General features: G+C 64.1%; 12 protein-coding genes. 9 read left to right on the top strand and 3 right to left on the bottom strand.

Annotated elements, in window-relative coordinates:
- The first annotated feature begins 147 nt into the window (after nucleotides 1-147).
- The 4 genes from hpnC (at nucleotide 148) to P353_RS24280 (ending at nucleotide 4,528) form a co-directional block, all read left to right on the top strand.
- Complete coding sequence (gene hpnC, locus P353_RS24295; protein WP_034375489.1) at nucleotides 148-1,029, top strand: squalene synthase HpnC; 882 nt, start codon at nucleotides 148-150, stop codon at nucleotides 1,027-1,029.
- A 132-nt stretch (nucleotides 1,030-1,161) separates the two neighbouring features.
- Entirely contained in the window at nucleotides 1,162-2,001 is an 840-nt protein-coding gene (gene hpnD / locus P353_RS24290) for a presqualene diphosphate synthase HpnD (RefSeq protein ID WP_034375486.1), read from the top strand.
- A 7-nt stretch (nucleotides 2,002-2,008) separates the two neighbouring features.
- Nucleotides 2,009-3,355 (top strand): hydroxysqualene dehydroxylase HpnE, encoded by a 1,347-nt coding sequence (gene hpnE / locus P353_RS24285; protein ID WP_034375484.1) that lies wholly within the window; start codon nucleotides 2,009-2,011, stop codon nucleotides 3,353-3,355.
- Nucleotides 3,356-3,505: 150 nt separating this feature from the next.
- Entirely contained in the window at nucleotides 3,506-4,528 is a 1,023-nt protein-coding gene (locus tag P353_RS24280; RefSeq protein ID WP_034375481.1) for a Bug family tripartite tricarboxylate transporter substrate binding protein, read from the top strand.
- Between the two features lie 120 nt (nucleotides 4,529-4,648).
- Here the strand turns inward: P353_RS24280 and P353_RS24275 are convergent, their stop codons facing one another.
- Genes P353_RS24275 through P353_RS24265 form a run of 3 tightly spaced genes read right to left on the bottom strand, consistent with a single transcriptional unit; the run spans nucleotide 4,649 to nucleotide 6,555 of the window.
- A complete protein-coding gene (locus P353_RS24275; RefSeq protein WP_003078455.1) occupies nucleotides 4,649-4,864 on the bottom strand; it encodes a DUF2788 domain-containing protein in 216 nt (71 codons plus the stop codon).
- Nucleotides 4,865-4,911: 47 nt separating this feature from the next.
- Entirely contained in the window at nucleotides 4,912-5,760 is an 849-nt protein-coding gene (locus P353_RS24270; RefSeq protein ID WP_034375479.1) for a DUF2189 domain-containing protein, read from the bottom strand.
- A gap of 45 nt (nucleotides 5,761-5,805) precedes the next feature.
- The gene (locus tag P353_RS24265) at nucleotides 5,806-6,555 is read right to left on the bottom strand and encodes an HAD family hydrolase (RefSeq protein ID WP_080750671.1); all 750 of its coding nucleotides are present in this window, start codon (nucleotides 6,553-6,555) and stop codon (nucleotides 5,806-5,808) included.
- Between the two features lie 73 nt (nucleotides 6,556-6,628).
- Here P353_RS24265 and hemH point away from each other — a divergent pair, with 73 nt between their 5' ends.
- From hemH to P353_RS24240, 5 genes are all read left to right on the top strand, one after another.
- Nucleotides 6,629-7,726, top strand: coding sequence for a ferrochelatase (gene hemH, locus P353_RS24260; RefSeq protein WP_034375475.1), 1,098 nt, complete (start codon nucleotides 6,629-6,631; stop codon nucleotides 7,724-7,726).
- A 45-nt stretch (nucleotides 7,727-7,771) separates the two neighbouring features.
- Nucleotides 7,772-8,749 (top strand): LysR family transcriptional regulator, encoded by a 978-nt coding sequence (locus P353_RS24255; RefSeq protein WP_034375473.1) that lies wholly within the window; start codon nucleotides 7,772-7,774, stop codon nucleotides 8,747-8,749.
- 192 nt (nucleotides 8,750-8,941) lie between these two features.
- Nucleotides 8,942-9,895, top strand: coding sequence for an isopenicillin N synthase family dioxygenase (locus P353_RS24250; RefSeq protein ID WP_034375471.1), 954 nt, complete (start codon nucleotides 8,942-8,944; stop codon nucleotides 9,893-9,895).
- A gap of 11 nt (nucleotides 9,896-9,906) precedes the next feature.
- Nucleotides 9,907-10,707, top strand: coding sequence for an alpha/beta fold hydrolase (locus tag P353_RS24245; RefSeq protein ID WP_034375469.1), 801 nt, complete (start codon nucleotides 9,907-9,909; stop codon nucleotides 10,705-10,707).
- 40 nt (nucleotides 10,708-10,747) lie between these two features.
- Nucleotides 10,748-11,746 carry an ABC transporter substrate-binding protein gene (locus P353_RS24240; protein WP_034375466.1) on the top strand — a complete coding sequence of 333 codons (999 nt, stop codon included), beginning with the start codon at nucleotides 10,748-10,750 and terminating at the stop codon, nucleotides 11,744-11,746.
- The last annotated feature ends 47 nt before the right edge of the window (nucleotides 11,747-11,793 follow it).

Below are 11,793 nucleotides of genomic sequence, written 5' to 3'. Positions count from 1 at the left end.
GTAAAAATAGGAAAAGCGCAGCCGCCGAGCAGGCCGCTGCACCAAAGTCAGCGCTGATTGTGCACGCACGTGCGCTTTTGCGCCGTCTTTTTATGGGCTGCCGCAAGCCGGCAAGCCCACCCGGTCCACAATACGGGCGTGAACCATATGCCCCCAGCGAGCTCCGCCGCTAACGCGCCGGCCAGCATCAGCCACTACGAAAATTTCCCTGTCGCCTCCTGGCTGTGCCCGCCACGGCTGCGTGCGCCCATCGCCGCCATCTACCACTTTGCGCGCACCGCCGACGACCTGGCCGACGAGGGCCAGCACAGCGCCGGGCAGCGCCTGGAACAGTTGCAGCAATACGCCGCCGATCTGCAGCAGCTAGGCAGCGCCGGCGAGGCCGCCATGCTGATGCGTACCGCCTGGCCGCATATCTTTGGCCCGCTGGCAGTTCAGGTCCAGGCCCATCGCCTGCCCAAGTCATTGCTGACCGACCTGCTCAGTGCCTTCGAGCAGGATGTGTGCATGACGGCCGCCCAGAGCCGCTACACCGACATGGCCCAGCTGCTGGATTACTGCCGCCGCTCGGCCAACCCGGTCGGCCGCCTGCTGCTGCATCTGTATGGCGTGGTCAACGCCAAGGCACTGATTCAAAGCGACGCCATCTGCACCGCGCTGCAGCTGATCAACTTCTGGCAGGACCTGAGCCAGGACTTGCCACGCCAGCGCCACTACCTGCCCGATGCCGACCTGGCCCGCCACGGCATTGCGCGAAGCGCCATCCGGCCGGACGCAGCGGCATTGACGCCCGAGCTGCAGGCCCTGCTCGGCGAGCTCAACCGCCAGGCCCGCAGCCTCATGAACCATGGCGCGCCTCTGGTGCATCAGTTGCCAGGCCGCACAGGCTGGGAGCTGCGTCTGGTCGTGCAAGGCGGCCTGCGCATGCTGGACAGACTGGACGCCATGCAGGGGCGCAACCTCTATCAGCGCATCAAGCTGGGCAAGCGCGATATGGTCGCCATGCTCTGGCAAGCCGTGCGCATGTGATCGTAAAGATAGCCCCAAACCCCTTATAGGCCTGCGCAAGGCGCTATTGAATTTGAAGTCCGACCAGACACATGCCGCGCATTTCACTGTTGTGTCAGCCAACAACCCGCGTCATGGGACAATGCTCCCCCTATGAATCCGGATCAGTACGTCCAAGATAAAGCCGCCTCTTCGGGCAGCAGCTTCTATTACGCCTTTCTCTTCTTGCCCAAGGAGCGCCGCGCCGCCATCACGGCTTTCTATGCTTTCTGCCGCGAAGTGGATGACGTGGTCGACGAAGTCACAGATCCCGGCGTGGCAGCCACCAAGCTGGCCTGGTGGAAGACCGAGATACACAGGGCATTCACCAGCCAGTCTGCTCATCCCGTGATGCAGGCACTAATGCCCCACGCCAAGACCTATGGCATCGAAGAGCGTCATCTGCAGGCCGTCATCGAAGGCTGCCAGATGGATCTGGATCAGACCCGCTATCTGGACTTTGCCGGTCTGCAGCGCTACTGCCACCTGGTCGCCGGCGTTGTCGGCGAAGTCGCCGCCCGCATCTTCGGCCAGACCGACGAGCGCACCACCGAATACGCCCACACGCTGGGTCAGGCCCTGCAGCTGACCAATATCATCCGCGACGTGGGCGAAGACGCCATGCGCGGCCGCATCTACCTGCCCATCAGCGAGCTGCAGCAGTTCGACGTCAAGGCCCACGAGATCAACAAGCGCGAGTACTCGGACCGTTTCACGGCCCTGATGCGCTTTCAGGCCGAGCGCGCCCACAGCCTGTATGACAAGGCACTGGGCCTGCTGCCCGATGCCGACCGGCACGCACAAAAGCCCGGCCTGATGATGGCGAGCATCTACCGCACCCTGCTGCGTGAAATCGAGTCCGAGAACTTCCAGGTGCTGCACCAGCGCATCAGCCTCACGCCGCTGCGCAAATTCTGGCTGGTCTGGAAGATGCAGGCACTGGGCCGCATGTAAGAGCGCCATGCAAGTTGCCATCATCGGTGGCGGCTGGGCCGGCATGGCTGCCGCAGTACAGCTCTCGCTAAGCGGCCATCAGCCCACGGTTTTTGAAGCCGGCCGCCAGCTCGGTGGTAGGGCCCGCAATCTGGAACTGCCACGCTGCACCATCGCCGACAACGGCCAGCATATTCTGATTGGCGCCTATGCCGAATGCCTGCGGCTCATGCGCGTCGTGGACGTGACGCCGGAGCAAGCCTTGCTGCGCAGGCCACTGGCCATGCGCTACGCCGATGGCGGCGGCCTGTCCTTCCCCAACCTGCCGGCGCCGCTGGACGCACTCGTCGGCATTGCCAGCGCCAGCGGCTGGTCACTGCGCGAACGTGCCGCCCTGCTGGGCCGTGCCCTGCGCTGGCGCGTTCAGGGCTTTCGCTGCGCAGATGCTGCAACTGTTGCCGATATCTGCAGCGGTCTGCCAAAGCGCCTGCTCGATGAATTCATCGAGCCGCTGTGTGTATCGGCGCTCAACCTGCCGGCCGTGCAGGCAAGTGGCAGCATCTTCTTGCGCGTGCTGCATGACGCTCTGTTCGCCGGCACGGGCGGCTCGCACTTTCTGGTGCCGCGCTGCGGCCTGGGCGATCTGTTTCCCGTCCCGGCTGCGCAATGGCTGCAAGACCGAGGCCATGCGGTGCATACGGCCAGCCGCATTCAGGAGCTGAGCCCCCAGGGCCAGCAATGGCTGCTGCGCTGCACAAACCCAGCCATTGCCGCAGAGCTGGAGCAATCGCGCTTTGATGCCGTACTGCTGGCCTGCCCACCTCAGGAAGCCGCTCGCCTGGCCCTGCTGGCTGCCGAAGACCTGCGACTTCCCGCCCGCGACGGCGTGCATTACCAGCACTGGGCACAAAGCGCGCAGGCGCTGGAGCACACGGCCATTGCCACGGTCTATGCACGCAGCAGCCATCGCCTTGCCGCCGGACTGCCCTGGCTGGCACTGCAACCCGGCGAGCAGGCTCCAGCCCAGTTTGTATTTGACCGCGGGCATCTGCAGCCCTCCGATGGCACCCAGCAAGGTCTGATGGCTTTTGTCGTCAGCGACTGCCGCACGGACCGCCAAGCCCTGGAACAGCAGGTGCTGGAGCAAGCCCGTCAGCAACTGGGCTGGCAAGACATTCAAGCTGTACTGACCGTGGTTGAAAAGCGTGCCACATTTGCCTGCCGACCCGGCGTGAAGCGCCCTGGCTTGGAGCTGGGTCATGGCCTCTGGGCTTGCGGCGACTATGTGAGCGGCCCCTACCCTGCGACGCTTGAAGGCGCGGTTCGCTGCGCACTCGCGGCAGCCGAGGAACTGGCCCGCAAGGACCAGGACTGAGCAGCTCTAGCGCAAACCCTATCAGCACAATCCTGATGCCCGGATCGCACTGCCGCAGGCGGTTTGACAGCGATTTGACAGCCACAGTTGCAACCATGGCCGAAGAGGCAATCTCTCAGCCGCCAAAAGCCAAAAAGCAACGGAGACAACATGGCATCCACGTTCGACCATTCCACTCGCGAGATTCTGAGCATCTCGCGCCGCCACCTGCTGACTGGTGCCGGAGCCCTGGCCTGCAGCAGCCTGCTGCCCGGCATGGCCCGTGCAGCCGACGACGGCTGGCCCAGCCGCCCGATCCGCTTTGTCGTGCCGTTTGCACCCGGCGGCAGCTCCGAAATCGTGGCCCGCTCCACCGCCGCCGAGCTGTCCAAGACCATTGGTCAGAACGTTTTCGTGGACAACAAACCCGGTGCCGCAGGCAATATCGCCATGCAGGAAGTGGCTCGCGCCGATGATCAGAGCACGGTCATCCTCGGCCATATCGGCACCCTGGCCGTCAACCCCTATATTTTCGACAAGCTTCCCTGGGACCCGAAAAAGGACTTTGTGCCCGTGAGCCTGCTGGCCAAGGTGCCCAGCCTCTATGTGGTGCACCCCGACCTGCCCGTCAAGAACATTGCCGATCTGGTGGCCTATGCCAAGAAGAACCCCGGCAAGCTCAGCTATGGCTCGGCCGGCAATGGCAGTGCGGGTCATCTGGCATTCGAATATCTAAAGATGACGGCCGACATCTTCATGCTCCATGTGCCTTATCGTGGCACCGGCCCCATGATGACCGACCTGCTCTCGGGCCGTCTTGATGCGGCCTCGGTCGGCGCCGCCGCGCTGCTGCCCTTCATCAAGGCCGGCAAGGTGCGCTGCATCGCCACCGGCTCGACCAAGCGCCTGCCACAGCTGCCCGATGTGCCCACGGTGACCGAGCAGGGCTTTCCCGGCTTCGAGATGACTCAGTGGTACGGCATGCTGGCCCCTTCGAGCCTGCCTCGCGCCCATGTGGAAAAGCTGGCCGCAGAATGCGCCAAGGCCGTCAAGGCACCCGATGCGCTCAAGCGCCTGCAGGGCGACGCCGCCGAACCCATTGGCAGCACGCCAGAGCAGTTTGCCCAGTTCATCAGCATTGAGCAGAACCGCTGGCAAAAAGTGCTCAAACGCGCACAGGTGAAACCGGGTTGAACCCCCAGGCACCTCGCCTTCCCCCTTCTTTTCGGAAGGGGTGGGAGATCCTCATTGCGGGGCTGGCTTGCTCGATGTACTGAGCCGGTCAGCACCTTATGGCACAGCTCGTGGCGCAGCTCAATGACTCTCGATCCACCACTGGATGATGATTTTGGCGATATAGCCCACAAAGCCCACGCCCAGACCCAGGCAAATCACAAAGGTGCCGAACTTGCCTGCCTTGGACTGACGCGCCAGCTGCAGGATGATGAACACCATGAACAAGATAAAGGCGCCCACGCCCCAGGTCAGGAAAAAGTGGGCAATCTGCTCTTCCGTATAACCGAATATCACGACAACCAGGTCCTTACAGCCCTTGCCAGGCCCTGGCCGTGCAGCGCTCAGACGGCAGGCGCTATCGCTTCATCCCTGGCGGAGAATGCAGAAGCATCCACCAGGTCACGATAGGCGTGCCAGCTGGCATGGCCCAGCAGGGGCATCACAACCACCAGCCCCAGCAAATAGCTGCCAAGGCCCAGCAAAGTCAACATCACAATCAGCGCCGCCCACAAGGCCATAGGGCCCGGGTTGGCCAGCACCACGGACCAACTGGTCAGCACGGCCTGGCGCACGGTCACTCGCCTGTCCAGCATCAGCGGCATGGCCACCACGCTGGACGCAAAAATCGGAGCAGCCAGAAAGCTGCCCAAAGCCATCCATTGCACAAACAGTTGACCGTCCTTGGCCAGCACCACATGCGCAATGAAATCCTGCAGGGTCTGCACCCGCACGGGCGACATCACAGTGATCAGCGACGCGGAAATCAGCACCCAGCCAGTGGCCGCCAGCGCCAGCAAGGCGCCGAACCGAACCATGCACCAGTACCCTCCCCGGCCCGTGGCATGGCAACTCTGCCACTGCGTCCAGGTGCGGCGGATCAGACCCCAGTCTGCCACCTCACCGCGCTCGATGGCCCGGCTGATGGCGTAGAGGCTGGTGGCCACCAGCGGCCCCACCACCAGAAAGCCCGACAGGGCGCCTGCCATCAACCAGAAGCGATTGTGCCCCAGGGTCAGGATGGCTGCACCGATCAGGATCAAGGCCAGACCATGCGCCAGACTGATTAACGGAGCGTTAGAGATGTCCTGCAAGGCTCTGGAAAGCCACACCAGAGGCCGGCTCCAGGCAATGGTTCGCACAGGTGCCAGCGGAGGCGGCGTGAGAAGGCAGGCAGACAGGCAGGTAGGCATAGGCGGTCCTTGTTCGCTGACCCGCACTGCTCCCGCTCGTCCCGGTCAACGATCTGCCAGCCCCTGACACAACTGCCAAAGGCTGGCGACTGTGACGTGGGGTTCAGGACCCACGCCAGGCCATGCTACCTGCCCACGGTTGAGCCAGACTGCGTGCATACCCGCATCCATGGCGCCCTGGGCATCGAGCTGCGCATCGTCGCCGATGTGCAGCACATGCTCGGGGGCCACGCCGGCCGCATCCGCTGCGGCCTGGAAAAACCGCGTCTCGGGCTTGGCCATGCCGGCTGCGCTGGCAGACAACGAGGCATGGAAGTGCTCGCCGATGCCCACCACATGCACATTCGCATTGCCATTGGACAGGGCCACCACCGGCCAGCGTTGCGAGAGAAACTGCAAGGCCGGCAATGCATCGTCAAACAGCTCGACCCGCTGGCGAGCGGCAAAGAACTCGTCAAAGGCCGGTTCGGCCAGGGCAGGATCGTCACCGGCGCGGCTCAGCGCCAGCCGGATGGACTCACGGCGCAGGCCGCTGAGGTCGGCTTTCAGATCCGGGCGCAATGCCACGATTTCATGGCGCAGGGCGCGCACCTTGTCCGTATCGCCCAGGTGCTCGGCCGTACCGGGAGCATGCTGCGCGAGCCACTGCAGCAAAACGGCCTCTGCCTTGGCAATCGTGGGCCAGATGGGCCAGAGCGTGTCGTCCAGATCCAGACTGATGGCGCGAATCTGGCCGCTGTGGCGCAGGCGCTGAAGGGTTTCAATGGCAGGGGCTGTGGTGTCTTGGGATTGCATGCCCCAGAGAATAGCGGCCCGGCTAATGCCGCAGAGCGGCTGCGCCTATCCGATTAGCTGACACAATTGCGCCATGCCATCACGCTTTGCGCCCGAACCCCGCTTCCGTCACGATCAATCCGCACGCACCGGCATTCTGCTGTGCAATCTGGGCACGCCGGCCGCACCCACGGCTGCGGCAGTGCGCCCTTATCTGGCGGAGTTTCTCGGTGACGATCGTGTGGTCGAGATTCCCAAGCTCGCCTGGTGGCCGATTCTGCACGGCATCATCCTGCGCACCCGTCCGGCCAAGTCGGCCGCCAAGTACGCCACCGTCTGGCATGAAAAGGACGGATCCCCGCTGCTGCACTGGACCACACGCCAAGCCACCTTGCTGCGCGGCTGGCTGGGCGAGCGGGGCCACAATGTGCTGGTGCTGCCAGCCATGCGCTACGGCACGCCGTCCATTGCGGCCCAGCTGGATGCACTCAAGAAAGACGGCGCGACGCGCATCCTGATCCTGCCGCTGTACCCCCAGTATTCGGGCACAACCACGGCCAGCGTGTTCGACGCCGTCTACGACTGGGCCAGGACCCAGCGCCATATTCCCGAGCTGCGTTTCGTCAACCGCTACCACGACGATGCCGGCTATATCGAAGCGCTGGCACAGCGCATAGAAGCCCACTGGCGCGGCCATGGTCGCGGGGACAAGCTGGTCATGAGCTTTCATGGTGTGCCAGAGCGCACCCTGCATCTGGGCGACCCCTATCACTGCGAATCGCACAAGACGGCACGCCTGCTGGCCGAGCGACTCAAGCTCGGCAACGAGCAGTATCTGGTGACCTTCCAATCGCGCTTTGGCAAGGCCAAATGGCTGGAGCCCTATACCGAGCCCTCGCTGATCGCCATGGCCCAGGCTGGCACCCGGCGCGTCGACGTGGTCTGCCCCGGCTTTACCAGCGACTGCCTGGAGACGCTGGAGGAAATCAAGCAGGAAGCGCGTGAAGCCTTTTTGCATGCGGGCGGCCAGCAGTTCGAGTACATAGACTGCCTCAACGACAGTGCGCCCTGGATCACCGCACTCAGCGATATTGCCCAGCAGCATATGCAAGGCTGGCCCACCGGGCGCGAGGACGATGCAGAGCTCAAGGCCCGCGCCCAGCACGCCAAGGCCGCCGGCGCGCCGCAGTAGGCGGCCATCCAGCGAACTGGCACGGCATATGCTGCCTCCGGTAGCATGCATATTCACGCCCGCTCCATTCGCTATTTCGACATGATTCGCCGCTGCGGCTCCATACGCGAGGCCGCGCGCCATCTGCATGTGGCCTCGTCGGCAGTCAACCGCCAGCTGCTGCAGCTCGAGGATGAAATCGGCAGCCCGCTGTTCGAGCGCCTGAGCTCGGGCCTGCGGCTCACGGCCGCTGGCGAGGTGTTTTCGCGCCATGTGATCACGGTGCTGCAGGACGAGCACCGCCTCAGCACCGAGCTGGAGCTGCTGCGCGGCGTGCGCCGGGGCTCCGTCAGCGTGGCCGCCGTGGAGGGCCTGAACGCCGACCTGATGCCGGCCGTGCTCACGCAGATGCACAGGCGCTACCCCACGATTCAGATTCATGTGCGCACCTGCGGCTCCCAGCACGCGGCACAGGCCGTGATTCAGGGCGACGCGGACGTGGGCATAGGCTTTTCGGTCAAGCGCCACGACAATCTGCGCCAATGCACCATGGGCCGCTTTGCACTGGGTGCCATCGTGCCGCCCAAGCATCCGATTGCCCAACTGGAACGCGTGGACTTTGCGCAATGCGCGGCCTTTCCGCTGATTCTGCCAACGCCCGAACTCTCCATGCACGACTTGCTGCAGCCCTTGCTGGCGCACCACAAGCGTGCATTGCAGGTGTTGCTGGAAACCTCGTCCATCGAGCTGGCCAAGAGTCTTGCCGAACGCGGCGTGGGCATTTTCTTCCAGAGCCGCCTGGGACTGGAGCGCGAGCTGCGCGAAGGCAGGCTGGTCCATGTGCCGCTGGATACCCCCACCACGCTGTACTCCGAACTCGGCGTCTATGTGCGCGCGGGGCGTACCCTGCCATCAGCACTCGACGCCTTCAATCGCATCGCGGCCGATGCCATAGAGAGCCGCGAGGACGAGGAAAGCGTCGCCCTGCGTGAATGGGTGGCCCGCACGCAGACCGCCGCTGCGGCGGCTTCCGCCAGGAGCTGAACCCGCCCTTGCCTATGCCTGCACCGGCATTGTGCGCATCGCTTTTTGCGAATGCACCAATGCCGTGCAGCGCCTTACCCATTAGCGATTAGCGCTCACATTTTTAGATCACCCCGCAGCAAAAGCTGCGCTATCCAGCACGGACTTCGCTTTCTAAACTGACTCCAGTTCTTCAGTTTCTGGACGCCATTTGTGAGCACCTCTGCCCTCCCCCTCATCGACATCAGCGGCCTGCGCAGCCATGACCCTGTGGATCAGCACCTGGTGGCCGAGCAACTGCGCCAGGCTTGCGAACAGCGCGGCTTCTTCTATATCACCGGCCATGGCATAGACCCGGCGCTGATCAGCAGCCTGTTTGCCGCCAGCCAGCGCTTCTTTGACCTGCCCATGACCGAGAAGCTGGCCGTGGACAAAAAGCTCTCCCGCTGCAATCGCGGCTATGAGCCGCTGCGCGCCCAGACGCTGGAGAGCGGCGCACCGCCCGATCTCAAGGAAAGCTTTTACGCCGGCGCCGAGGTCGCGGCCAACGATGCGCGCGTGCTGGCCGGCCGCTTCAATACCGGCCCCAACCAATGGCCCGAAACCCTGCCCGACTTCCGCGCCGTGATGCAGAACTATTACCAGGCCGCCTACGGTCTGGGCGCGACCATTGTGCGCGGCCTGGCCTTGTCGCTGGGCGTGCAGGTCAGCCACTTCGATGGCTATCTGAAGGAGGCCGCCGCGACCCTGCGCCTGCTGCATTACCCGCCCCAGCCCGCCAACCCTGAACCCGGCGAGAAAGGCTGCGGAGAGCACACGGACTTCGGCGGCGTGACCCTGCTGCTGCAGGACGAGGCCGGCGGCCTGCAGGTCTGGGACAAGGACCTCGGCAGCTGGATCGACGCCCCCCCCGTGCCCGGCGCCTTCGTCGTCAACATCGGCGACCTGTTCGCGCGCTGGACCAACGACCGCTATGTCTCCACCTTGCACCGGGTCATCAATGTCTCGGGTCGCGAACGCTATTCCGTGCCCTTTTTCTTCACGGGCAACCCACTGCACAAGGTGGAATGCATTCCCACCTGCCTGGACGAGGGCGAGCAGCCCAGATACCCGGCTGTCACGGTGGAGCAGCACCAGATCGAATGCTATCGCCGCACCTACGGTTGACGGAGGCCACGATGAAAAGCTCACGCAATATGGTGCTGATCCACGGGGCCTGGCAGGGCAGCTGGGCTTTTGCAGCCTGGACGCCGCTGCTGCAGGCCCGAGGCTGGAAGGTGCTTGCCGTCAATCTGCCGGGCAACGACGCCGCCGCCGAAGACGACAGCTGCGCCAATCTCGACGGCTACACCGCCCATGTGCTGCGCGTGCTGGAGTCGCTGGACGGCCCTGCCGTGGTGGTCGGTCACAGCGGTGGCGGGATGACGGCGTCTCAGGTCGCCCAGGCCGCCCCCGAGCGGGTCAGCGCCCTGGTCTATCTGGCCGGAATGATGCTGCCCAGCGGCATGAGCTATGGCGATGTAATCGCGCAATGCCGCGCTGCCGATCCGGGCTTTGACTACCAGGGCATAGGCCCGCATCTGGCCTGGAACGAGCAGCGCAATGCCAGCAGCGTGCCGCTGGAAGCCGCCATGGCTTTGTTCCTGCATGACTGCCCTCGGACCGCAGCGCTCAAGGCGGCCAGCCGTCTCTGCGTCCAGCCCGAAGCGGGCCGGGCCATGGTGAACCGGCTCAGCGCCGAGCGTTTTGGCAGGGTGCCACGTATCTATGTGGAATGTCGCCAGGACCGCTCCGTGACGCTGCCGCTGCAGCAGCGCATGCAGCAGCTCACGCCGGGCGCCAGGCGCATCAGCCTCGATTGCGGCCATGTGCCCCAGCTGGCCTGCCCTCAGGCCCTGAGCGACGCCTTGCTGCCGGCTTTAGATGAAATCCAATCGAAACCGTTTATGAGCTTACGCATTCCGCTCATCAATGTATAGCAACCAGTTGCCCCGAACTCGCATTCTTCAGGAGTTATTCATGACGTGCCCCACTACCTACTTTAAACGCTCCACCCTTGCCGCCATGCTCGTCGCCTGTGGCGCAGCGGCGCAGGCGGCCGACAAGCTCACGGTACAGCTCGACTGGCTGCCCGGGGGCGACAAGTCCTTTGTCTATGCCGGCGTGCAGCAAGGCTTTTTCAAGGACGAAGGCCTGGACGTGAAGATTGTTCCGGGCCGAGGCTCGGCCGATGCCGTGACCAAGGTGGCCTCGGGCTCTGCCGATGTGGGTTTTGGCGGCATCTCGGCGCTGATGATGGCCGCTGCCGAAGGCAGGATTCCCGTCAAGGCCGTGATGTCGCTGTATTCCAAACAGCCCGATGCGCTGTTCACGCGCGCCGACAGCAAGATCAGGAACCTGAAGGACATGGAAGGCAAGACGGTGGCCATGCCCACCTTCTCCTCGTCGAATGCGCTGTGGCCCATCGTGCTGCAGAAGAACGGCGTGGACGCCAGCAAGATCAAGGTCATCAAGTCGGACCCGGCGACGCTGGCTCCCATGCTGGCCCAGGGCCGCGTGGATGCGACCATCAACTGGGTGACCGTGGCTCCGGCCTTCGGCGCAGTGCTCAAGCAGGCCGGCAAGGAACTGTCGGTCCTGCCCTGGACGCAGTTCGGTCTGGACGGCTATGGCTGGTCCGTCATGGCCAGCGACAAGACCATCAAGGAACGCCCCGAAGTGCTCAAGCGCTATGTGCGGGCACTGGGCAAGTCGCTGGAGTTCTCCATCCAGAACCCGCAAAAGGCGGCCGAGTCGCTGAAGGCCCAGGTGCCCGAAGCCGACACTGCCGTGGTCAAGGCCGAATTTGAAGCCTCCATCCCGCTGCTCAGGAACGAGATCAGCCAGCGCGACGGCCTTGGCAAATTCGAGCCCCGGCTGCTGGCTGCCACCTGGGGCTGGGTGGCCCAGTCCATGAGTTACGACCTCAAGAAGGTCGACCCGGAAACGCTGGTGGATCGCCGCTTTCTGAGCCAGTAAATCCCATGTGAGGGCGGCGCAGCGCCGCCTTCGCGCTCCCGCCCTTG

It is taken from the genome of Comamonas testosteroni (genome assembly GCF_000761245.1).
Lineage (GTDB): Bacteria > Pseudomonadota > Gammaproteobacteria > Burkholderiales > Burkholderiaceae_C > Comamonas > Comamonas testosteroni_C.
This window is presented reverse-complemented; position numbering and strand designations above follow the sequence as displayed.

What these genes read in the sequence shown, in the direction of transcription:
- hpnC (WP_034375489.1), top strand. Translation starts at nt 148, where the DNA reads ATGCCCCCAGCGAGCTCCGCCGCTAACGCGCCGGCCAGCATCAGCCAC.
- hpnD (WP_034375486.1), top strand. Translation starts at nt 1,162, where the DNA reads ATGAATCCGGATCAGTACGTCCAAGATAAAGCCGCCTCTTCGGGCAGC.
- hpnE (WP_034375484.1), top strand. Translation starts at nt 2,009, where the DNA reads ATGCAAGTTGCCATCATCGGTGGCGGCTGGGCCGGCATGGCTGCCGCA.
- P353_RS24280 (WP_034375481.1), top strand. Translation starts at nt 3,506, where the DNA reads ATGGCATCCACGTTCGACCATTCCACTCGCGAGATTCTGAGCATCTCG.
- P353_RS24270 (WP_034375479.1), bottom strand. Translation starts at nt 5,760, where the DNA reads ATGCCTACCTGCCTGTCTGCCTGCCTTCTCACGCCGCCTCCGCTGGCA.
- P353_RS24265 (WP_080750671.1), bottom strand. Translation starts at nt 6,555, where the DNA reads ATGCAATCCCAAGACACCACAGCCCCTGCCATTGAAACCCTTCAGCGC.
- hemH (WP_034375475.1), top strand. Translation starts at nt 6,629, where the DNA reads ATGCCATCACGCTTTGCGCCCGAACCCCGCTTCCGTCACGATCAATCC.
- P353_RS24255 (WP_034375473.1), top strand. Translation starts at nt 7,772, where the DNA reads ATGCATATTCACGCCCGCTCCATTCGCTATTTCGACATGATTCGCCGC.
- P353_RS24245 (WP_034375469.1), top strand. Translation starts at nt 9,907, where the DNA reads ATGAAAAGCTCACGCAATATGGTGCTGATCCACGGGGCCTGGCAGGGC.
- P353_RS24240 (WP_034375466.1), top strand. Translation starts at nt 10,748, where the DNA reads ATGACGTGCCCCACTACCTACTTTAAACGCTCCACCCTTGCCGCCATG.